The sequence below is a fragment of the Rhodococcus sp. Z13_19A genome (assembly GCF_058133575.1).
This window is the reverse complement of the sequence record NZ_JBYUNN010000001.1, coordinates 877,490-897,906: the sequence shown is the minus strand read 5'-3', so window position 1 is coordinate 897,906 and position 20,417 is coordinate 877,490. Positions and strand designations below refer to the sequence as shown.

The 20,417-nt window shown below is 70.9% G+C and carries 19 protein-coding genes; 15 read left to right on the top strand and 4 right to left on the bottom strand.

Annotated features, from left to right (window positions below):
* Positions 1-65 precede the first annotated feature (65 nt).
* Positions 66-623, top strand: a complete 558-nt coding sequence (locus tag AC3YNX_RS04195; protein ID WP_489994691.1) for a TetR/AcrR family transcriptional regulator — start codon at positions 66-68, stop codon at positions 621-623.
* Here the strand turns inward: AC3YNX_RS04195 and gdhA are convergent.
* Positions 620-1,966 (bottom strand): NADP-specific glutamate dehydrogenase, encoded by a 1,347-nt coding sequence (gene gdhA, locus AC3YNX_RS04190; protein WP_127784453.1) that lies wholly within the window; start codon positions 1,964-1,966, stop codon positions 620-622. The two genes, AC3YNX_RS04195 and gdhA, sit on opposite strands and share 4 nt — an antisense overlap.
* A 147-nt stretch (positions 1,967-2,113) precedes the next feature.
* On the opposite strand from gdhA, the gene AC3YNX_RS04185 reads away from it, so the two are divergent.
* The 11 genes from AC3YNX_RS04185 (at position 2,114) to AC3YNX_RS04135 (ending at position 14,094) form a co-directional block, all read left to right on the top strand.
* On the top strand, positions 2,114-3,424 hold the full coding sequence (locus tag AC3YNX_RS04185) for a phosphatase PAP2 family protein (protein WP_489994690.1): 1,311 nt from the start codon (positions 2,114-2,116) through the stop codon (positions 3,422-3,424).
* 274 nt (positions 3,425-3,698) lie between these two features.
* The gene (locus AC3YNX_RS04180; RefSeq protein WP_127784451.1) at positions 3,699-4,469 is read left to right on the top strand and encodes an MlaE family ABC transporter permease; all 771 of its coding nucleotides are present in this window, start codon (positions 3,699-3,701) and stop codon (positions 4,467-4,469) included.
* Between the two features lie 4 nt (positions 4,470-4,473).
* On the top strand, positions 4,474-5,325 hold the full coding sequence (locus AC3YNX_RS04175) for an MlaE family ABC transporter permease (protein ID WP_127784450.1): 852 nt from the start codon (positions 4,474-4,476) through the stop codon (positions 5,323-5,325).
* 10 nt (positions 5,326-5,335) lie between these two features.
* The gene (locus AC3YNX_RS04170) at positions 5,336-6,505 is read left to right on the top strand and encodes an MCE family protein (protein ID WP_127784449.1); all 1,170 of its coding nucleotides are present in this window, start codon (positions 5,336-5,338) and stop codon (positions 6,503-6,505) included.
* Positions 6,502-7,524 carry an MCE family protein gene (locus tag AC3YNX_RS04165; RefSeq protein WP_127784448.1) on the top strand — a complete coding sequence of 341 codons (1,023 nt, stop codon included), beginning with the start codon at positions 6,502-6,504 and terminating at the stop codon, positions 7,522-7,524. Before AC3YNX_RS04170 ends, AC3YNX_RS04165 begins: the two co-directional genes overlap by 4 nt.
* Positions 7,521-8,585 carry an MCE family protein gene (locus AC3YNX_RS04160; RefSeq protein ID WP_489982231.1) on the top strand — a complete coding sequence of 355 codons (1,065 nt, stop codon included), beginning with the start codon at positions 7,521-7,523 and terminating at the stop codon, positions 8,583-8,585. The genes AC3YNX_RS04165 and AC3YNX_RS04160 overlap by 4 nt, the downstream gene beginning before the upstream one ends.
* Positions 8,582-9,868: an MCE family protein gene (locus AC3YNX_RS04155; RefSeq protein WP_489994689.1), complete on the top strand. Its 1,287-nt coding sequence runs from the start codon at positions 8,582-8,584 to the stop codon at positions 9,866-9,868. The genes AC3YNX_RS04160 and AC3YNX_RS04155 overlap by 4 nt, the downstream gene beginning before the upstream one ends.
* A complete protein-coding gene (locus tag AC3YNX_RS04150; protein WP_489982229.1) occupies positions 9,868-11,049 on the top strand; it encodes an MCE family protein in 1,182 nt (393 codons plus the stop codon). Before AC3YNX_RS04155 ends, AC3YNX_RS04150 begins: the two co-directional genes overlap by 1 nt.
* Positions 11,046-12,476, top strand: a complete 1,431-nt coding sequence (locus AC3YNX_RS04145) for an MCE family protein (protein WP_127784444.1) — start codon at positions 11,046-11,048, stop codon at positions 12,474-12,476. Before AC3YNX_RS04150 ends, AC3YNX_RS04145 begins: the two co-directional genes overlap by 4 nt.
* Before the next feature lie 20 nt (positions 12,477-12,496).
* On the top strand, positions 12,497-13,315 hold the full coding sequence (locus tag AC3YNX_RS04140; RefSeq protein WP_489994688.1) for an Rv1363c family protein: 819 nt from the start codon (positions 12,497-12,499) through the stop codon (positions 13,313-13,315).
* 5 nt (positions 13,316-13,320) lie between these two features.
* Entirely contained in the window at positions 13,321-14,094 is a 774-nt protein-coding gene (locus AC3YNX_RS04135) for an Rv1363c family protein (RefSeq protein ID WP_489994687.1), read from the top strand.
* Here AC3YNX_RS04135 and AC3YNX_RS04130 read toward each other — a convergent pair.
* Positions 14,091-14,927 carry a siderophore-interacting protein gene (locus AC3YNX_RS04130; protein ID WP_489994686.1) on the bottom strand — a complete coding sequence of 279 codons (837 nt, stop codon included), beginning with the start codon at positions 14,925-14,927 and terminating at the stop codon, positions 14,091-14,093. The genes AC3YNX_RS04135 and AC3YNX_RS04130 overlap by 4 nt on opposite strands.
* A gap of 96 nt (positions 14,928-15,023) precedes the next feature.
* Between AC3YNX_RS04130 and AC3YNX_RS04125 the strand changes: the two genes are divergently transcribed.
* A complete protein-coding gene (locus AC3YNX_RS04125; RefSeq protein ID WP_489982225.1) occupies positions 15,024-15,458 on the top strand; it encodes a MarR family winged helix-turn-helix transcriptional regulator in 435 nt (144 codons plus the stop codon).
* Complete coding sequence (locus AC3YNX_RS04120) at positions 15,455-16,741, top strand: MFS transporter (RefSeq protein ID WP_489994685.1); 1,287 nt, start codon at positions 15,455-15,457, stop codon at positions 16,739-16,741. Before AC3YNX_RS04125 ends, AC3YNX_RS04120 begins: the two co-directional genes overlap by 4 nt.
* On the opposite strand, the gene AC3YNX_RS04115 is transcribed toward AC3YNX_RS04120, so the two are convergent.
* Positions 16,713-17,309 carry a DinB family protein gene (locus AC3YNX_RS04115; protein WP_127784440.1) on the bottom strand — a complete coding sequence of 199 codons (597 nt, stop codon included), beginning with the start codon at positions 17,307-17,309 and terminating at the stop codon, positions 16,713-16,715. The genes AC3YNX_RS04120 and AC3YNX_RS04115 overlap by 29 nt on opposite strands.
* A 160-nt stretch (positions 17,310-17,469) precedes the next feature.
* Here AC3YNX_RS04115 and AC3YNX_RS04110 point away from each other — a divergent pair, with 160 nt between their 5' ends.
* Positions 17,470-19,323, top strand: coding sequence for an SDR family oxidoreductase (locus AC3YNX_RS04110; protein ID WP_489994684.1), 1,854 nt, complete (start codon positions 17,470-17,472; stop codon positions 19,321-19,323).
* 4 nt (positions 19,324-19,327) lie between these two features.
* Here AC3YNX_RS04110 and AC3YNX_RS04105 read toward each other — a convergent pair whose 3' ends face one another.
* Positions 19,328-20,338 carry a cation diffusion facilitator family transporter gene (locus AC3YNX_RS04105; RefSeq protein ID WP_489994683.1) on the bottom strand — a complete coding sequence of 337 codons (1,011 nt, stop codon included), beginning with the start codon at positions 20,336-20,338 and terminating at the stop codon, positions 19,328-19,330.
* Between the last annotated feature and the right edge of the window lie 79 nt (positions 20,339-20,417).

Here is a 20,417-nt window from a genome sequence, read left to right as displayed (position 1 = left end):
CCTTGTTACGGTACCACTGGCCCCGAAAAAGGGGAATGGTTCTTCACCAGCTGTCGGGAGCTTTCATGAGTTCACCAGCCGCAGGACGTCCGCGCGACCCGCGCATCGACACCGCCGCGCTCGCCGCCACCCGGGAGCTCCTGCTGGAGGTGGGCTGGGAGGAGATGAGCATGCGCTCCATCGCCGCCCGCGCCGGGGTGGGCCGCTCGGCGCTGACCCGGCGGTGGCCGTCCAAGGCGCACCTGGTGCTGGACGCGCTGCTCGGCGAGGCGCCGGACCTCACCCCGTTCGCGGGCACCGACCGGCGCGGCTGGGTGCAGTGGGTCGTCGACGGCGCCAGCGAGCTGTTCACCCGCCCGGAGGTGCGTGCTGCCGTGCCCGGGCTGCTGGCGGCGCTGCGCGACCGCGAGGACCTGCGCACCGAGCTGTGGCAGGGCTTCTCCGTCCCGGCCACCGCGATGTTCGCCGGTGCCGACGACGAGGGACAGGCCCTGCGGAGCGCCCGTGCCGCCCTGGTGCTCGCCGGCGGGGCCGCCCTCCTGCTCAGCCTGGTGGCCACGGAGGACGACACCCCGCAGGTGCACGAGGAGATCGTTCGGCTGCTGGCGCCGATCGCCGACTAGACCAGCCCCTGGGCGTGCATCGCCTTGGCGACCCGCAGGAACCCGGCGGCGTTGGCGCCGAGCACCAGGTTGCCGGGCTCGCCGTACTCCTCGGCCGTCTCGAAGCAGTCGGCGTGGATGCGCTGCATGATCTCGGCCAGCCGCTGCTCGGTGTACGCGAAGCTCCAGCTGTCCCGCGAGGCGTTCTGCTGCATCTCCAGCGCCGAGGTGGCCACCCCGCCGGCGTTGGCCGCCTTGGCGGGGCCGAAGGCCACACCGGCGTCCTGGAGCACCGCGAGGGCGTCCGGGGTGGTCGGCATGTTGGCGCCCTCGGCCACGGCCACGCACCCGTTGCGCACCAGGCGGACCGCGGCGTCCTCGTCCAGCTCGTTCTCGGTCGCCGAGGGCAGCGCCACCGTGCACGGGACGTCCCACACCGACCCGTCCTTGACGAAGCTGGCGCCGGGCGTGCGGTCGGCGTAGTCGCTGATGCGGCCGCGCTCGACCTCCTTGATCTGCTTGAGCAGGTCGAGGTCGATGCCGTCCTCGTGCACCACGTAGCCACCGGAGTCGGAGCAGGCGATGACCTTGCCGCCCATCTGGTTGACCTTCTCGATGGCGTAGGTCGCCACGTTGCCCGAGCCGGACACCACCACGGTCTGGCCCTCCAGCGAGCTGCCGCGCGCGGTGAGCATCTCGGAGACGAAGAAGGCCAGGCCGTAGCCGGTGGCCTCGGTGCGCACGCGCGCCCCGCCCCAGCCCAGGCCCTTGCCGGTGAGCACGCCCGACTCGTGCCGGTTGGTGATGCGCTTGTACTGGCCGAACATGAAGCCGATCTCGCGCGCGCCCACGCCGATGTCGCCGGCGGGGACATCGGTGTACTCACCGATGTGGCGGTAGAGCTCGGTCATGAAGGACTGGCAGAACCGCATGATCTCGCTGTCGGAGCGGCCCTTGGGGTCGAAGTCCGACCCGCCCTTGCCGCCGCCGATCGGCATGCCCGTCAGCGCGTTCTTGAACACCTGCTCGAAGCCCAGGAACTTCACGATGCCCAGGTACAGCGAGGGGTGGAAGCGCAGGCCGCCCTTGTAGGGGCCCAGCGCAGAGTTGAACTCCACCCGGAAGCCGCGGTTGATCTGCGGGTTGCCGGCGTCGTCCTGCCACGGCACCCGGAAGATGATCTGGCGCTCGGGCTCGCAGATGCGCTCGATCATGTTGAAGGTCGTGTACTCCGGGTGGCGCTCGAGCACCGGTGCCAGGGAGTCGACCACCTCGCGAACCGCCTGGTGGAACTCGCTCTCACCGGGATTTCGGCGCAGCACTCCCTCGTAGATGTGCTCGATCGTCGCTCGGATGTCCGACATGACGCCTGGGTCCTCTCCTCGGTGTCTGCGCGGCAGCGGGGGTGTGCACCGCGCACGGCGGAGCCGCGATGACCTGTCCGGGTCCGCGCGCTCCCCCTACAGGCTGGCACGAAGCCGGGAGCGGTCTTCGTCCACTACCGTCTTGCTGTGCTTCTCGCGGACCCCACCACCACCACCCGGACGTGGCTGCGATCGCACCTGCGGGTGCTGCTGGGAGTGCTCGCCGGTCTGGTGCTGCTCGGTCTGGTGGAGGCACTCTGCGCGAGCCAGCAGCTCACCGGCCCCACCCTGGCGCTGCTCAGCGTGTACGTCACCGAGCAGCCCTCCGCGCCGGGCATCTACTGCGGCCTGCTCATCGCGCTGGTGCTCGCGCCCCGGCGGCTGTGGTGGCCCACGCTCGGCGCTGCGCTCGCGGTGGATGCGGTGCTGTCGCTGGCTCGGCTGGTGGTCAACGGCGAGGTTCGCTCGGTGGGCGCCGGCGCGCTGGTCGCCCTCACCGGCCTCGCGGTGCACGCCACGACTCGACTGCACGGCGCCGAGCGGCTCGCCGCCCTGCGGGGGCTGGGCTGCGGCGCGGCCCTGGTGGCGGCCACCGCGCTGGGCAACGTCTGGCTGGAGCTGACGGCGGCGCTGCGCCCGGAGGTGCTGGACGAGTACCTGGCGGTCGCCGACCACGCGCTGCTCTCCCCGGCGTGGCTGGTGGGCCGGCTCTTCGACCACCTGGGCGTGGTGGGCCACTACTTCTTCCTCACCGTGTACTCGATGCTGCCACTGATGGCGGTGTTCGCCGCCGGGGTGCAGCTGTGGCGGGGCTGGCAGCGGCACAACATCATGCTGACCTTCGTGGCGGTGGGGCTGCTGGGACCGGCGCTCTACCTGTTGTTCCCGGTGGTGGGGCCGATGTTCGCCTTCGGTGCCGACGGTGGGGAGTTCGCCTACTCCACGCAGTGGCCTGACGTGGTACCCGTGGTCGCGGCACCCGAGCCCCTGCTGTTCAACGACTTCACCCCCCGCAACTGCATGCCCAGCCTGCACACCGCGTGGGCGGTGGTGATCTTCGTGCACACCCGGCCGATGGGGCGGGCGATGCGCGCGGTGGGCACGTTCTGGCTGGTCGGCACCCTGGCCGCCACCCTGGGCTTCGGCTACCACTACGGCGTGGACCTGGTGGTGGGCGCGGTCTTCGCCCTCACCATCGAGGCCGCCCTGCGCTCCCGCGTGCACGGCTGGTCAGCGGGACGGGTGTGGCTGGTGGCCGGTGGCAGCGCGGTGGTGGCCCTGCTGCTGCTCAGCTTTCGGTACGCCGCGTCGCTCTACGCCGACCGACCGGCCGTGCTCGGAGTGCTGGTGCTGGCCGCGCTGGGGCTGGTCTGCGTCGGCTACGGCCGGCTGCACGGACGCCAGATCGCGACGCCCAGCACGGGGCAGGCAGCAGGGGGCACGGCCCCGTCCAGCTGAGCTGGGACGCCGCACCGGCTCTGGGTGCTCCGACCGGGGCAGATTTGCTGTTTGCGCGATCTTTCGATACGCGCCGCGGAGTGTCTACTGTGATCCCGCGCACCTATTTGGCGCTGCCGACGTTGAGTACTCGGGGTCGGTGGCCAGGTCCGTTACCAGGATTTGACACCGCAGAGCTGTAACGTGTTCTAGTTAGTATGGTTCTTGTCACACTCAGAACCCGGCGGGCGTCACGTCTGCCGGTCGGCGAGGCGGAGAGGGGGCGGGCGCGACGATGGCGGTTCCTGCGCTGATCGACACGCCGTTGCGCAACCTCGGCAGCTTCTTCGCGATGACCCTGGACGTGCTCCGGTTCTCCTGGCGCCGTCCCTACCAGTGGGGCGAGTTCGTCGACCAGTGCTGGTTCATCGCGCGGGTCTCCATGCTGCCCACCGTCCTGGTGGCGCTGCCGTTCACCGTGCTGGTCAGCTTCACCCTGAACATCCTGCTCAAGGAGATCGGCGCGGCCGACCTCAGCGGTGCCGGCGCCGCGCTCGGCGCGGTCACCCAGGTCGGCCCGATCGTCACCGTGCTCATCGTGGCCGGTGCCGGTGCCACCGCCATCTGCGCCGACCTGGGCGCCCGCACCATCCGCGAGGAGATCGACGCGATGGAGGTGCTGGGCATCGACCCCATCCGTCGCCTGGTGGTCCCGCGGGTGCTGGCCTCGACCTTCGTGGCGCTGCTGCTCAACGGGCTGGTGGTGTCCATCGGCCTGCTCGGCGGCTTCTTCTTCTCGGTCTTCCTGCAGGACGTCAACCCCGGGGCCTTCGTCTCCGGGCTCACCCTGCTCACCCACCTGCCCGAGGTCGTGATCTCCGAGGTCAAGGCGGGTCTGTTCGGCCTGATCGCCGGGCTCGTGGCCTGCTACCGCGGGCTGTCGGTCAAGGGCGGTCCCAAGAGCGTCGGTGACGCGGTCAACGAGACGGTGGTCTACTCCTTCATGGGTCTGTTCGTCATCAACGTGATCGTCACCGCGGTCGGCATCAAGGCAACGGCGGGCTGAGTCGATGGCTATCGCGATGACCGGCAAGTTCCCCCGCACGCGGCGCGTGGGCCAGCGCTTCTCCGGGTCCACGGACAGCTTCGGCGAGCAGGCTGTCTTCTACTGGACCGCGCTGCGCTGGTCCTGGCGGGCGGTCACCCACTACAAGAAGGAGACCCTGCGGCTGATCGCCGAGATCAGCATGGGCTCGGGAGCGCTCGCCGTGATCGGCGGCACCGTGGTCATCGTGGGGTTCCTGACGCTGGCCTCGGGCGCGACCATCGCGGTGCAGGGCTACAGCTCGCTGGGCAACATCGGCGTGGAGGCGCTCACCGGGTTCTTCGCCGCGTTCATCAACGTGCGCATCGCCTCGCCGGTCATCGCCGGAATCGGCCTGGCCGCCACCATCGGTGCCGGCTCCACCGCCCAGCTCGGCGCCATGCGGATCAGCGAGGAGATCGACGCCCTGGAGGTGATGGGCATCCCCTCCATGCCCTACCTGGTCACCACCCGAGTGGTGGCCGGGCTCATCGCCATCATCCCGCTGTACTCGCTGGCCGTGATCATGTCCTTCCTGGCCAGCCGGTTCGCCACGGTGGTGATCTACGGGCAGTCAGGCGGGGTCTACGACCACTACTTCACGACGTTCCTGATACCTACCGACATCTTGTGGTCGTTCCTGCAAGCCATCTTGATGGCCGTGGTCATCATGCTGATCCACACGTACTACGGCTACACCGCCAGCGGTGGCCCCGCCGGCGTGGGTGAGGCCGTCGGCAACGCGGTGCGCGCCTCGCTCATCGCCGTGGTGGTGGTGACCCTGCTCGTCTCCCTCGCCATCTACGGCGGCACCGGCAACTTCAACCTGTCGGGATGAGGGGCTAGCCATGGTGCGACACCACTACAAGCTCGCGGCGCTGGCACTGGTCGTCGCGCTGCTGGCCATCGTCGTCGTCGCCCTGGGCATGTTCCGAGGCAGCTTCACCAGCACGGTGCCGGTCACCATCTCCACCGCCCGCACCGGCCTGGTGATGGATCCCGGCGCCAAGGTGAAGGTGCGTGGCGTCGAGGTGGGCCGGGTGTCGGAGGTGCGCGTCAGCGGTGACGACGCCGAGATCACCCTCGCGCTGCAGCCGGACATGCTGCGGCTCATCCCCGCCAACTCCGGGGTGGACATCAAGTCCACCACGGTCTTCGGTGCCAAGTTCGTCAACTTCCTGCCACCCGAGCAGCCCTCCGCCACGCCCATCGCCGCGGGTGCCCGGATCGCCTCGCAGAACGTGACGGTGGAGTTCAACACCGTCTTCCAGAACCTCAACCGGCTCCTGGAGGCCACCCAGCCGCAGAAGCTCAACGCCACCCTGGGCGCGATCGCCGAGGCTCTGCGCGGCCGGGGCACCCAGCTCGGCGAGACGCTGGACCAGGCCAACAACGTCCTCACCCAGCTCAACCCCAGCATCCCGGCCCTGCAGAACGACCTGCAGAAGGGGGCCATCGTGGCCGACGTCTACGCCGACTCGGCCAACGGGCTGCTGCGCACGCTGGAGAACCTCACCACGACCAGCAACACCGTGGTGGACCAGCAGGGCAACCTCGACCAGCTGCTGCTGGGGCTCACCGGGCTGGGCACGGTGGGCACCCAGGTGCTCAACACCAACCAGGCAGGGCTGGCCGACGTGGTCAGCCTGCTGCGCCCGACCACCGCGCTGCTCTACGAGTACTCCCCGGAGTTCACCTGCTTCTTCAAGGGTCTGAACACCGCCCGAGGGCTCGGTGAGGAGATCGCCGGCGGCATCAACCCCTGGATCGGCGTGGACACCTCGTTCATCGCCGGCGGCGACATCTACCAGTACCCGCAGAGCCTGCCCGTGATCGGCGCCTCCGGCGGCCCGCGGTGCAACGGCCTGCCGAACCTGACCCTGGACCAGCTGCCGGGGAAGTACCTGGTCACCAACACCGGCAGCAACCCCAACAAGCCGGGCACCAACGTCCAGACCCCGCGGGTGCCCGACATCATCGACTACCTGCAGGGCGAGCAAGCCGGAGGAGGCTCATGACCTCGGCCCGTTCCACCCTGGTCAAGCTGGGTGTCTTCACCACCGTGATGGTGCTGATCCTGGCCGGGCTGGTGGTCATCTTCGGCCAGATCCGGTTCACGCCGACCACCTCCTACCAGGCGCTGTTCACCAACGCCTCCGGCATCAAGACCGGCGAGCGGGTGCGCATCGCGGGCGTGCCGGTGGGCACCGTCAACGGGGTGAAGGTCACCGCGGACAACACGGCGCAGGTGGACTTCGAGGTGGACACCAAGTACCGCCTCGCCGCCAGCACCAAGGCCGTGGTCCGCTACGAGAACCTCACCGGCGACCGGTACCTGGAGCTGCTGGAGGGCTCGGGCAACCCGCTGCCGCTGGAGGACGGTGACTCGATCCCCGCCTCCCAGACCACGCCCGCCCTCGACCTCGACGAGCTGCTCAACGGGTTCAAGCCGCTGTTCCGAGCCCTCGACCCGGCCCAGGTCAACCAGCTGTCCTCGGAGATCATCATGGTGCTGCAGGGCCAGGGCGGCACCGTGCAGTCGGTGCTGGCCCGCACCGGCTCGCTGACCAACACCCTCGCCAACCGCGACCAGCTCATCGGTCAGGTGGTTACCAACCTCAACACCGTGCTCGACACCGTCGCCACCCGCAGCACCCAGTTCGACACCACCGTCACCCAGCTCCAGCAGCTGGTCAGCGGGCTCTCCGGGGACCGGGCGGTGATCGGTGACGCCCTCAACAGCGTCAACACCGGGACGAACCAGCTGACCTCGCTGCTGCTGGACGGCCGCGAGCCGCTGCAGGGCGCGATCAACCAGGGCAACCGGCTGGCCACCGTGCTGGACGAGGGCAAGGGCGAGATCGACAGCGTGGTGTCGCGGCTGCCCGAGACCTACGCGGCCCTGGTGCGCACCGGCGTCTACGGCAGCTTCTTCCAGTTCTACCTGTGCCAGATCGTGCTGAAGCTGACCGGCCCGGACGGCAAGCCCACCACGGTCACGCTGAACGACCAGAAGACGGGCAGGTGCGCGGCGTGAGGCGCTTTCGCGAGATGAACCCGGTGCCGATCGGGGCGGTCGGCATCGTGGTGACCGCGGGGCTGGTGATGACGGCGCTGAACTACGACAAGCTGCCGATCTTCGCCAGCGGCACGGAGTACCAGGCCCTGTTCCCCGAGGCTGCCGGGATCAACCCGGGCGACGACGTCCGCGTGGCCGGCGTGAACGTCGGCAAGGTCGAGAGCGTCAAGCTGAGCGGGCCGCAGGTGCTGGTGACCTTCACCGTCGGCGACAGCATCACCCTGGGGCAGGACACCGGCGTGGACATCGAGACCAGCACCATCCTGGGCCGCAAGGCGCTGGGGGTCCGGCCCGCCGGGCCGGGGGAGCTGCCGACCGACACCCCCATCCCCCAGGGCCGCAACACCTCCCCGTACTCCCTGACCGGTGCGCTGGGCGACCTCACCGACACGGTGGACGCCCTGGACACCAACCAGCTGAGCGAGTCGATGAAGACGCTGGCGGCCACCCTGCAGAACACCCCACCAGACCTGCGGAACGCGCTCACCGGGCTGACCAACCTCTCCGCCAGCATCAGCTCGCGCGACGCCCTGCTGCAGGACCTGCTGCGCAACGCGGAGAGCGTGACAACGGTGCTCTCCCAGCGCAGCACCCAGCTGAACACCCTGGTGCTGGACGGGAACACCCTGCTGGGCGAGCTGGACAACCGCAGGCGGGTGATCGGCGAGCTGTTCACCAACGTGCAGGCCGTCGCCAACCAGCTGCGTGGGCTGGTGGCTGACAACGAGGCCCAGCTCGGCCCCACCCTCACCCGGCTGAACTCGGTGCTGGACGTGCTGCAGAAGAACCGGGACAACCTCACCGCCGGCCTCGAGGGGTTGTCGAAGTACCAGATCACCCTGGGTGAGGCCGTCTCCAGCGGGCCGTTCTTCAACGCCTACGTGCAGAACCTGATCCCCGGCGACAACGTCAAGCCCCTGGTGGACGCTGCGCTGCAGCCCTACCTCAACCAGGCGCAGGCCGGCCAGCCACCGGCACCGGCTGCCCCTGCTGCCCCCGCACCGGGAGGTGGCCGATGAGCACCAGGTCGATGGTGGTCCGCGGCGCGATCATCGCGCTGGTCGTCGCGGTGCTCGCCGCCGCCACCTACGTGCTGCTGCCGGGCACCAAGCAGCACACCGTCGTCGCCTACTTCACCTCCACCGCGAGCATCTACGAGGGCGACGACGTCCGCGTGCTCGGCGTGAAGGTGGGCACCATCGACTCCATCGAGCCGGAGGGCGACCGCGCCAAGGTGACGATGTCGGTGGATGCCGACCAGCCGGTGCCGGCGGACGCCAAGGCCCTCATCGTCGCCCAGAGCCTGGTCTCCTCCCGCTTCGTCCAGCTGGCCCCGGTCTACGACGGTGGGCCGGTGATGGCCGACAACGCGGTGCTCAACGAGGACCGCACCGCAGTGCCGGTGGAGTGGGACGAGATCAAGGACCAGCTGGGAACCCTGGCCACTGCGCTGGGCCCCAACGAGTCCAGCACCACCGGGGCGCTCGGGGAGACCGTGAACTCCGCCGCGGCCGCGCTGGACGGCAACGGGCAGTCGCTGCGGCAGACGCTGAACCAGCTCTCGCTGGCCATGAAGACGCTCTCCGACGGCCGGGACGACCTCTTCTCGATCGTGCGCAACCTGCAGGTCTTCGTCAGTGCGCTGGCGGCCAGCGACCGGCAGATCGTGGAGTTCGGCGGCCGCCTGGCCAGCGTCTCGGACGTGCTGGCCAAGAACACCACCGCACTGGGTGGGGCGCTGGCCGACCTGAACATCGCGGTCGGCGACGTGGAGCGCTTCGTGCGGAGCAACCGGACCGGGCTGTCCGAGGCGGTGAGCAGCCTCGCCGACGTTACCCAGGTGCTGGCCGACAAGCGCCCGGAGGTGGAGCGGATCCTGCACTCCGGACCCAACTCGCTGGCCAACTTCTTCAACATCTACCAGCCCGGGCACAACTCCCTGGTCGGCAACCTAGCCATCTCCAACTTCCAGAACCCGGTGAACTTCATCTGCGGTGGCATCGCTGGGCTCGCCACCGCCGCCGCGGACCAGAGCGCGAAGCTCTGCGTGCAGTACCTCGCGCCGTACCTGAACACGCTGAACTTCAACTACCCGGCGCTGGGCCTCAACCCGGTCAACGGCTACCGGGCCGAGCCGACCGACCTCCAGCTCAGCGAGCCCGGGCTGGACGTCGCCACCGGCACGCTGCCCGCGGCCGACAAGCCCGGCGCCCCCGGCTACACCGGGGTCAAGTGGCCGACCGTCGCCGAGCCCAAGGTCCCCGGCCTGACGGGTCTGCTGATGCCGGAGGGAGGACGTTGATGAGCAGGTCACGACGTGCGGCCGGGATCGGCGCGGCAGTGCTGGTCTCGTCGGTGGTGCTCGGCGGGTGTGAGTTCAAGGGGCTGAACTCGCTGCCGCTGCCGGGCACGGAGGGCTCCGGGGGCGGAGCGTGGACGGTGCAGGTGGAGATGCCCAACGTCACCACCATCGACCAGAACTCCCCGGTCCGGGTGGACGACGTCATCGTCGGCAAGGTCAGCGGCATCGAGCTGGACGGCTGGCACGCCAAGGTCACGCTGTCGCTGAACGAGGACGTCCAGCTGCCCGCCAACGCCACCGCGATGATCGGCCAGACGTCGCTGCTGGGTTCCAACCACGTCGAGCTGAACCCGCCGGTCTCCGAGGCGCCGGTCGGCCAGCTGCAGCCCGGGGCCACCATCCCGCTCAGCCAGGCCGGTGCCTACCCGACGACGGAGCAGACGCTGTCGTCGCTGTCGGTGGTGCTCAACGGCGGCGGGCTGTCGCAGATCCAGGAGATCGCCTCCGAGCTGAACAACGCGCTCAAGGGCCGCGAGGACTCGGTGCGCAGCCTGTTCACCCAGCTGAACACCCTGCTGACCGGGCTGGACACCCAGAAGCAGGACATCATCCGGGCGATGGAGGGCCTCAACCGGCTCGCCGGCCAGGTGGCCCAGCAGAACCAGGTGCTTGGCGGGGCGCTGGACTCCATCCCGCCGGCGCTGGCCGTGCTCAACCAGCAGCGCGCCGACCTCACCACCACGCTCGCGTCCCTGGGCAACCTCGGGTACGCCGCCACCCGGGTGGTCACCAGCTCCAAGGACGACCTCATCGCCAACCTGCAGTACCTCTCACCCAGCCTCGCCGCGCTCGCCGACGCGGGCAAGGACCTCCCGGAGAGCCTCAGCGTGCTCGGCACGTTCCCGTTCCCGATGAACTCCTTCAAGAACGCCTTCCACGGCGACTACGCCAACCTGGGCATCACCATCGACCTGACGCTGGCCCGCACCGACAGCGCCCTGCTCAAGGGAACGCCGTTCTACGGGGTGCTCACCCAGCTGCAGAACGTGCTCCAGCAGAACGCCGGGCAGGGCACCACCGCGGCCGACCCGCTGCAGGCGCCGCTGAACACCCCGCCGCAGCAGCAACCACCCAGCCAGGCGCTGCCCGGCCAGCCAGCAGGAACGGGGACCGGCCAGTGATCCTCTCCCGCTTCGTCCGCATGCAGCTCGCCATCTTCGCGGTGCTCACCGTCGTCGGCGTGACGGTGATGGGGCTGTACTACATCCAGCTGCCCGCGCTGGTCGGTGTCGGCCGGCACACCGTGACGGTGCAGCTGCCCGCCGCCGGTGGTCTCTACCCGTTCGCGAACGTCACCTACCGCGGCAACACCATCGGCAAGGTCTCGGCCGTGCGGCTCACCGACACCGGGGTGGAGGCGGAGCTGTCCGTCGACTCCGGCGCGGAGGTGCCCAGCGACCTCGACGTGGCCGTGAAGAGCGTCTCGGCCATCGGTGAGCAGTACGTGGACCTGATGCCGCGCACCGCCAGCGGGCCGTTCCTGCAGGACGGCGACGTGGTGCCCCTCGGCCGGGCCACCGTGCCCTCGGAGGTGGGGCCGCTGCTCGACCAGGCCAACGCACTGGTGGCGAGCATCCCGCCCGGCAACTTCCGCAAGGTGGTGGACGAGTCCTTCAACGCCTTCAGCGGCTCCGGCCCCGACCTGCAGCGCCTGCTGGACAGCACCCGGCTGTTCCTGCAGGAGGCGCAGAACAACATCGGGCCCACCCGGACGCTGCTCGAGGAGCTCGGCCCGCTGCTGGACACCCAGGTGGTCACCAGTGACGCCATCCGGGCGTGGACCAGCAACCTGGCCACGTTCACCGACCAGGTCCGCAGCAGCGACTCCGACGTGCGTGCGCTGCTGGTGAAGGGCCAGCCCTTCTCCCGCGAGGCGACGGCGCTGTTCCAGGACCTGCAGCCCACGCTGCCGATCCTGCTGGCCAACCTGACCAGCGTCGGGCAGGTGGCGGTCACCTACAACGCTGCGCTGGAACAGGTGCTGGTGATCTACCCACCGCTGGCCGCCGCGCTGGTGTCGGTGGTGCTCCCCTCGGCCGGCACCGGCCGGGCCAACCTGGACTTCGTCTACGCCCTCAACACGCCACCGCCGTGCACCACCGGCTACCTGCCCGCCTCGGAGCGGCGGCTGGCCACCGAGGTGGACGTGCCCTTCACCCCGGACGGGTTGTACTGCAAGATCCCGCAGGACGCGGCCAACGGGGTGGCTGTGCGCGGCGTGCGCAACCTGCCCTGCGCCGAGGTGCCCGGCAAGCGGGCGCCGACGCCCGAGCTGTGCCGCGACCCGGAGGGTTACGTCCCCGTCGGAACCAACCCCGGCGTGACAACGCCGTCGCAGCCGGTGACGGCCCAGTCGGCAGCGGCGCCGGAGGTGCAGCCCACGCCTCAATCCGTCACGGCCACGGCACCTTACGACCCCGTTACCGGCAAGTATGTTGGATCGGACGGCAAGACCTACGCCCAGGCCGACCTCGCCATGGGCAGCACGTACCGACCCGGCATGACCTGGCAGCAGCTGTTGACAGCACCGACGGGATCAGAGCAGTAGTGACACGAAGTGAGCTGGTAGTGCAGCAACGTTCACGCAGGAGAGCCACCAGGGCCCAGGGCCCGGCGGCCGGTGAAGTCGGCTCCACCGCCCCGCAGCAGACCGAGACGGCGGAGGAGCCGCAGTTCACGGCCGCACCGACTGCATCCCCGGCGCCGACCGCAGCACCGGCACCGGCTCCCGTCGACGAGACCGCGAAGATCGAACGTCCGTCGCTGGTCAAGGCGAGCACCGCCGCCACCGGGTCCACCACCGCTGACTCCACCACCGCTGACTCGGCCACAGCTGACTCCACCCCGGCTGACTCGGCCACGGCTGCCCCGGCCGGCGCAGGGCCCGACCTGCCCCCGTCGCGACCCCGGGTGCGCACCCTGGTGGGGGCGGCCGGTGCGCTGCTGCTGGTGCTCGCGCTGGCCGCGGCCACGGTGCTGCTGCTGCGTGCCACCACCTCCGCCGAGGACGACGCCCGGCGCGAGGCGTTCGTGCAGACCGCGCGGCAGGGTGTGCTCAACCTGACGAACATCCGGCACCAGACCGCGGCCGAGGACGTGCAGAACCTGCTTGACGGGTCCAGCGGGACCTTCGCCGAGGAGTTCGGCGCCGGCAAGGACTCCTACATCCAGGTGGTGCAGCAGGCGCAAGTCGACTCCGCCGGCACCATCGAGGCCTCCGCCCTGGAGCGGCTCGACGACAACACCGGGGTGGTGCTGGTCGCCTCCAGCGCCAAGGTCTCCAACTCCTCGTCCCCGCAGCCGGAGGACCGCAGCTACCGACTACGAGTGACCGTGGTCGACGATGGAGGCCGCATGACGGTCTCGAAGGTGGACTTCGTACCGTGAAGCTGATGCGCAGGGGCCGCGACGAGCAGCTGCCCAACACCGAGGACGGGGAGCCGGCCGAGACGTCGGAGACCGCGTCGGTCAAAACAGAGACGGCCAAGACCGAGACGGCCAAGACCGAGACGGCGGACACCAAGCCGGCGGAGACGAAGACCGAGACCGGGTCGGCTGAGGCCGAGACGGCCGCGACTGCCGGAGCCAAGACTGGGTCCGCGACGGCGAAGCCGGCCGCCACGAGGGGGGCCACCACCGCCTCGCCGCTGGCCGACGGCGTGCAGCGCCGGGCGCTGCTCGGCGCCGGTGCCCTGGTGGTCGTGGCCCTGGCGGTGGTGGTCGGAGTGCTCCTGACCCAGCGCACCACCGGCTGGCCGCTGCACCCGCAGCTGAAGACCACGGCGCTGGAGCAGGCGCGCACGGAGGCCGTGCAGGCTGCCTCGGACAGCGCCGTCGCGCTGCTGTCCTACGACCACACCACCGTGGACGACGAGCTGCGCAACGCCGCGGAGCGCACCACGGGCTCGTTCCGCGACGACTACACCAAGGTCACCACCGCCACGGTCGTTCCGGCGGCCAAGCAGAAGGCCGTGACCACCCGCGCCACCGTGGTGGGGGCGGCAGCCTCCAGCGCGAGCCCGGACAAGGTAGACGCGCTGGTCTACCTCAACCAGTCCACCACCACCCAGGACGCGCCGGACCCGTCGATGTCGGGCAGCCGGCTGGTGCTGACCATGGAGAAGGTCGACGGCCGCTGGCTGGTCGCGGCCATGACCCCGGTCTAGCGCCCCTGGTCGTCCAGCTCCGCCAAGCGGTTCCACTCCTTCTTCTCCGCCCGCCACACCTCGTCGGTGCGGCCGCGCTTCCAGTAGCCCGACGCCGACAGCGCCGCCACCGGGATGCCCACCTCGGTGCGCAGGTAGCGCCGCACCGAGCGGACGGCGGCTGCCTCGCCGTGCACGAAGGCCTGTGCACCGGGGGACACGGTGAGCTCGCGCACGGCCGCCAGCAGCAGGTCGGGGTCGGTGCTGTCACCGCGGTGCAGCCACCGCACCCGCACGTCGGCCGCGCTGGGAAGCTCCTGCTCGTCCGCGGGGCCGTCCACCTCCACCACCACCTGCGCGCGGGCACCTGCCGGCAGCTGCTCCAGCGCCACGGCGATGGCGGGCAGCGCGGTGGCGTCGCCCACCAGCAGGTGCTCCTCGGCGTCCGGGTCGATCGTGTAGCCACCACCGGGGCCCATCAGCGAGATCTGGTCGCCCGGCTGGGCGTGCAGCGCCCACGCACCGGCCAGCCCGGTGTCGCCGTGCACCACGAAGTCCAGGGTCAGCGTCGTGGCCGCGGGGTCGTAGGCGCGCACCGTGAACGTCCGGGTGCACGGCCACTGGTCCTTGGGCAGCTGCTCGCGCACCTGCTCCACGTCGAAGGGCATGCCATAGCTGGCGCCGGCGGGCGGGAACAGCAGCTTCACGTAGTGGTCGGTGCAGCTGCCCACCGGGAAGTCGCGCAAGCCTGGGCCGGTCAGCACCACGCGCACCATGTGCGGGCTCAGCCGCGTGCTGGAGAGCACCTCGGTGGCGATGGGCGCGCGCTTGGGCTTGGTGGCTGGCTGCGTCACCGCGGCCTCCTCAGGTTGGGTGGTCGGGCACGAGGGGAGAGGCATATGCTTGTTGGCAAGTAAGTGTAAGGGGAACCTGAGGTGAGCATGACACCGGTGAACACGGAGGACGTGGCGCGGCTGCGCTCGGCGCTGGGGCGCACCTCCCGGTGGCTGGACCGCAGCTCCCGGGGTGGTGACCTCAGCCGCTCGCAGATGTCCATCCTCGGCACGGTGGTCCGCCGGGGTCCGCTGGGCATCGGCGAGCTCGCCGACATCGAGGGGGTCAACCCCACGATGCTCTCCCGGGTGGTGGCCAAGCTGGACGAGCAGGGGCTGGTGGAGCGCCGGGTGCACCCGCAGGACCGCCGCGCGGCCACCGTGGAGGTGACCGAGCCCGGCCGCGAGCTGTTCCTGCGCATCCGGGCCGAGGGGACCCGGTTGCTGGCCGCGAGCCTGGAGGCGCTTCCCGAGGACCAGCGCGAGACGCTGCTCTCCTCGGCGGCAGCGCTGGAGACCCTCCTGGGCGTGGTCGAGGGCGGGCCCCGATGACCGGGGCCGCTCGCTCGCTCGGCCGGGAGACCTTCTCCTCGCTGGCCAACCCCAACTACCGCAGGTACTTCTTCGGCCAGGCCGTCTCGCTCATCGGCACCTGGATGCAGGTCGTCGCCCAGTCGTGGCTCGTGCTGGAGCTCACCGGCTCGGGCACGGCCCTGGGCACGGTGGTGGCGCTGCAGACGCTGCCCATCCTGCTGCTGGGGCCCTACGGCGGCGTCATCGCCGACCGGGTGGACAAGCGGCGGCTGATGATCGGCCTGCAGTCGATGATGGGCGTGCTGGCTCTGGTCCTGGGCCTGCTCATCTACACCGACACGGTGCAGCTGTGGCAGGTGTACGTCCTGGCCGCCCTGCTCGGGCTGAACAACACCTTCGAGAACCCGGCGCGCCAGGCGTTCGTGCTGGAGATGGTGGGCCCGGAGCACCTGCGCAACGCCATCAGCCTGAACTCGGTGCTGGTGAACTCCGCCCGGGCGATCGGGCCCGCGACCGCCGGCCTCATCATCGCCACCGGCGGGCTGGCGGTCTGCTACTTCATCAACGCCGTCAGCTTCATCGCGGTGGTGCTCTCGCTGCTCGCCCTGGACGTGTCCCGGCTGCAGCCGTCCCCGCCGGCGACCCGGGGCAAGGGTCAGCTGCGCGAGGGCTTCGCCTACGTGCGGCGCACCCCGACGCTGGCCATCCCGCTGCTGATGATGGCCCTGGTGGGCTGCCTGGCCTACGAGTTCCAGGTGGTGCTGCCCATCCTGGCCGACACCACGTTCCACGGCGGACCGGAGGCCTACGGGTTCATGACCGGTGCGATGGGGCTGGGTGCGGTGGTGGGCGGCCTGTACGTGGCCGCCCGCGGGCGCACCGGGCTGGGCACGCTGGTGACCAGCACCGTGGTGTTCGGGCTGACCATCCTGCTGACGGCGCTGGCCCCCAACCTGGTGACGGCGCTGCTGTGCCTGGGCCTGGTCGGCGCCGCCAGCGTGGCGGTGATGTCGAAGGGCAACTCCACGCTGCAGCTGGAAGCCGCCCCGCACATGCGCGGGCGGGTGATGGCGCTGTGGACCGTGGCGTTCCTGGGCTCCACCCCCATCGGCGGGCCCATCGCCGGCTGGGTGAGCGAGGAGCTGGGCGGGCGGGCCGGGCTGCTGCTCGGCGCCACTGCCTGCCTGGTGGCGGCCGGGCTGGGTGCGATGGCGGTGCACCGCCTGGGGGAGGTCACCGTGCGCGAGCGGGTGGACGCCGTGCGAGCCGGCCTCAGCCGCCGGCTGGTTCGCGTCCGGTGATGCCCAGCAGCCGGTCGTGCAGCGGCGCACCGGCCGGCACCGGCACCTCGGGCCCCAGCACGCCGGCGGCGCGCCACTGCGCGACGCGGGGGCTGAGCGCCTCCCACAGCGCCCGCACCAGGCTGGGCGACAGGACGCTGTCCACGTCGATGACCCGGGCGACGTCGTGCGCCCGGATGCCCCGGAAGTAGCTGGTCTGCCAGAAGTACTCGCGCGCGGAGACGTCGCCGAAGCTGCAGTGCACCACCCGGTCGTAGTCGTCGACCGCACACGCCGCCGCGCAGGCCCGCTCCACCAGGGCCGCAAAGGCGCGCTGGGGGGAGTCGCCGAGCAGGTCCCCGTCGTAGCGACCCGGGCCGACGTCCTTCATGGTGCGCCCGGCCAGCATGTCCGGCACCCAAGCGTCGTCGTAGGCGTGGTACCCGATCACCTGCCACAGGCTCAGCGGCGCGGCCGGCCGCGTGGTGAGCGCCGGCGGGAACGAGAGCGTCCAGTGCTCCTCCCGCAGCTGCTGCACCACGTCGTTGAGGGCGTTGTCGGCGAGCACGAACACGTCAGCGGCATCCATGGCCTGCCTCCCTTCGGTGACGTCGCCGCTCCCGGGCGACGGCGTCGGTGGGCCTCCCTCACCGACGGTAGGAGCAACTGGGACTGATTCCCACCACTGGCTGCGGTTGACACTTCGCAGGGCCTGCCGAAAGGTCACGACGGTGGATGCGAGCAGAGACATGAGCAGTGCCGGGGCCGGCAGCGTGACGACGGCGGGCCGCGGTACCGCGGCAGAGCGACCGACGCCCGGTCGCAGCACTCGCCGGGTGGTCTCCACCGACGGCGTCGGCCTGGCCGTGCACGTGCACGAGGTGCGGGACCCCGCGGGGCGGGGCACCGACCCGGACGTGCCCACGGTGGTCTGCGTGCACGGCTACCCGGACAACAGCACGGTGTGGGACGGGGTGGTCGCCGAGCTGCGCCAGCGCTACCGGGTGGTCACCTACGACGTCCGCGGCGCCGGCGACTCCGACAAGCCCCGCGGCCGCAGCGCCTACCGGATGGAGCAGCTGGCCGCCGACCTGGCCGCCGTGGTGGACGCCGTCTCCCCGGAGCGACCGGTGCACCTGCTGGCCCACGACTGGGGCTCCATCCAGACCTGGCACTCGGTGACCGGGACGCGCCTGGCCGGGCGCATCGCCTCCTTCACCTCCGTCTCCGGGCCCAGCCTGGACCACGTGGGCGCCTGGATGCGCGACCAGCTGCGGCCCAGCCCGCGCGCACTGAAGGCACTGGTGCGCCAGGTGCTGCACTCCACCTACATCGGCTTCTTCCAGCTGCCGCTGCTGCCGGAGCTGGCGTGCCGCGCCGGTGTGCTCGACCAGATGGTGGAGCTCGACATCCGCAGGCACCAGAGCCCGGGCGGGCGGCACGTGCGCCCGCACCGGTCCACCGCGGACAAGATCAACGGGCTGCAGCTCTACCGCGCCAACATGGGGTCGCGCATCGGCGGGCCCACGGAGCAGCGCACCGACGTGCCGGTGCAGGTGCTCGCCCCCAGCGGGGACAGCTACGTCACTGCCGCGATGCAGACCGAGGCGCCCGCACCGTGGGTGTCCGACCTGCGCACCCGCACGATCGCCGGCGGGCACTGGGTGGTCAGCAGCCGCCCCGACGTCATCGCCCGCTGCACCAGCGAGCTGGTGGAGCACGTCGAGCACGGCACGCAGACTCGTGACCTGGCGGTGGCGCACGCGTCAGCGCTGGAGGGCCGGCGCTTCGCCGGTCAGCTGGTGGTGGTCACCGGCGGTGGCCGCGGCATGGGCCGGGAGACGGCGCTGACCTTCGCCCGCCAGGGCGCCGACGTGGTGGTGGCCGACCTCGACGACGACGCGGCCGCCGAGACCGTGGACCAGGCCCGTCGGCACGGGGTGAGTGCGGCGGCCTACCACCTGGACGTGGCTGACGGCGAGGCCTTCGCCAGCTTCGCCGAGCAGGTGCGCACCGAGCACGGGGTGCCGGACGTGGTGGTGAACAACGCGGGCATCGGCATGGCCGGCCCGTTCCTGGCCACCACCGACGCCGACTGGCAGCGCATCGTGGACATCAACCTGTGGGGCGTCATTCACGGGTCCCGGCTGTTCGGGGCGCAGATGGTGCAGCGCGGGCAGGGCGGACGCATCGTGAACATCGCGTCGGCGGCGGCCTACGCACCCTCGCGCACCTACCCTGCCTACGCCACCACCAAGGCCGCCGTGCTCATGCTCACCCAGTGCCTGCGGGCCGAGCTGGGCCCGGACGGGGTCGGGGCGGTGGCGATCTGCCCGGGCTTCATCGACACCGACATCTCCCGCAGCACCGAGCACGTGGGGCTGAGCCCGGCCGCGCAGGAGAAGCGGCGCGAGCACGCGGTGCAGTCCTACGGCCGGCGCAACTACACCCCGGAGCGGGCGGCGCGGCACATCGTGGAGGCGACCTACCGCAACACCCCCGTCGCCACCATCACCGCGGAGTCCAAGGTGTTCCTGGCCATGTCGCGGCTCACCCCGGCGCTGGCGCGCCAGGTGGCCAAGGTCGACCTGAACAACCTCTAGGCCGTCAGGGGTGGGCGCCCTCCTCGTGGTCGGCGTGCCCGGCCGGCTCCAGCTGGAAGGTGGAGTGCTCCACGTCGAAGTGCCCGCGCAGGCAGGCCTGCAGCTGGTCCAGGATCTGCGGGCAGTGCCCGCTGTCGAAGCAGCCGTCGGCCACCACCACGTGCGCGCTCAGCGCGGGCAGGTCGGAGGTGACGCTCCAGGCGTGCAGGTCGTGCACGTCGGTGACGTGCTCGATCTCCAGCAGGTGGCTGCGCAGCGCGGGCAGGTCCACCTGCTCCGGTGCCGCCTCCAGCAGGATGCGCCCCGAGGCTCGCAGCAAGCTGTAGGCCGCCCGCAGCATCAGGGCCACCACCACCAGCGAGGCGATGGCGTCGGCGCGGGTGAAGCCGGTGGCCATGATGACCGCGGCGGCCACCGCGGTGGCGAGGAACGCGTAGAGGTCGGTCAGCACGTGCTGGAACGCGCCCTCCACGTTGAGGCTGGTGCGGTTGGCGCGGCCGAGCACCCAGGTGGCGGCCAGGTTCACCACGACGCCGACGATCGCCACCACCAGCACCAGCCCGCCCTCCACCTCCGGTGGGTGGACCAGCCGGTCCACCGACTCCACGGCCACCAGCAGCCCCACCACCAGCAAGGTGATGCCGTTGACGGCCGCGGAGAGGATCTCGGCGCGCTTGAAGCCGAACGTCCACACCCCACGGGCGGGCCTGGCGGCCAGGTTCAGCGCCCAGATGGACGCCGCGATCGCGCCGGCGTCGGTGAGCATGTGGCCGGCGTCGGCGAGCAGGGCCAGCGAGCCGGACACCAGCGCCACCACCACCTCGACGGCCATGAATGCCAGCAGCAGCACCAGCGCGATGGCCAGGTACCGGCGGTCGGCGTTGGCCGCCACGCCGTGGCTGTGCCCCTGGTGACTGTGCCCCTGGTGATTGCGCCCCTGGTGACTGCGCCCCTCGTGCTTGCGCCCCTCGTGCTTGCGGCCCTCGCGACGGGGCTCTGCGTGCGTCTCACCCATGGCTCGCCACGGTCCCCGCCGCGAGACCGGACTGGCAAGGTGATGCATTCATGCGCATGTATGCATACGCTACCGGGTC

What these genes read in the sequence shown, in the direction of transcription:
- AC3YNX_RS04195 (WP_489994691.1), top strand. Translation starts at nt 66, where the DNA reads ATGAGTTCACCAGCCGCAGGACGTCCGCGCGACCCGCGCATCGACACC.
- gdhA (WP_127784453.1), bottom strand. Translation starts at nt 1,966, where the DNA reads ATGTCGGACATCCGAGCGACGATCGAGCACATCTACGAGGGAGTGCTG.
- AC3YNX_RS04180 (WP_127784451.1), top strand. Translation starts at nt 3,699, where the DNA reads ATGGCGGTTCCTGCGCTGATCGACACGCCGTTGCGCAACCTCGGCAGC.
- AC3YNX_RS04175 (WP_127784450.1), top strand. Translation starts at nt 4,474, where the DNA reads ATGGCTATCGCGATGACCGGCAAGTTCCCCCGCACGCGGCGCGTGGGC.
- AC3YNX_RS04170 (WP_127784449.1), top strand. Translation starts at nt 5,336, where the DNA reads ATGGTGCGACACCACTACAAGCTCGCGGCGCTGGCACTGGTCGTCGCG.
- AC3YNX_RS04165 (WP_127784448.1), top strand. Translation starts at nt 6,502, where the DNA reads ATGACCTCGGCCCGTTCCACCCTGGTCAAGCTGGGTGTCTTCACCACC.
- AC3YNX_RS04155 (WP_489994689.1), top strand. Translation starts at nt 8,582, where the DNA reads ATGAGCACCAGGTCGATGGTGGTCCGCGGCGCGATCATCGCGCTGGTC.
- AC3YNX_RS04150 (WP_489982229.1), top strand. Translation starts at nt 9,868, where the DNA reads ATGAGCAGGTCACGACGTGCGGCCGGGATCGGCGCGGCAGTGCTGGTC.
- AC3YNX_RS04135 (WP_489994687.1), top strand. Translation starts at nt 13,321, where the DNA reads ATGCGCAGGGGCCGCGACGAGCAGCTGCCCAACACCGAGGACGGGGAG.
- AC3YNX_RS04120 (WP_489994685.1), top strand. Translation starts at nt 15,455, where the DNA reads ATGACCGGGGCCGCTCGCTCGCTCGGCCGGGAGACCTTCTCCTCGCTG.
- AC3YNX_RS04115 (WP_127784440.1), bottom strand. Translation starts at nt 17,309, where the DNA reads ATGGATGCCGCTGACGTGTTCGTGCTCGCCGACAACGCCCTCAACGAC.
- AC3YNX_RS04110 (WP_489994684.1), top strand. Translation starts at nt 17,470, where the DNA reads ATGAGCAGTGCCGGGGCCGGCAGCGTGACGACGGCGGGCCGCGGTACC.
- AC3YNX_RS04105 (WP_489994683.1), bottom strand. Translation starts at nt 20,338, where the DNA reads ATGGGTGAGACGCACGCAGAGCCCCGTCGCGAGGGCCGCAAGCACGAG.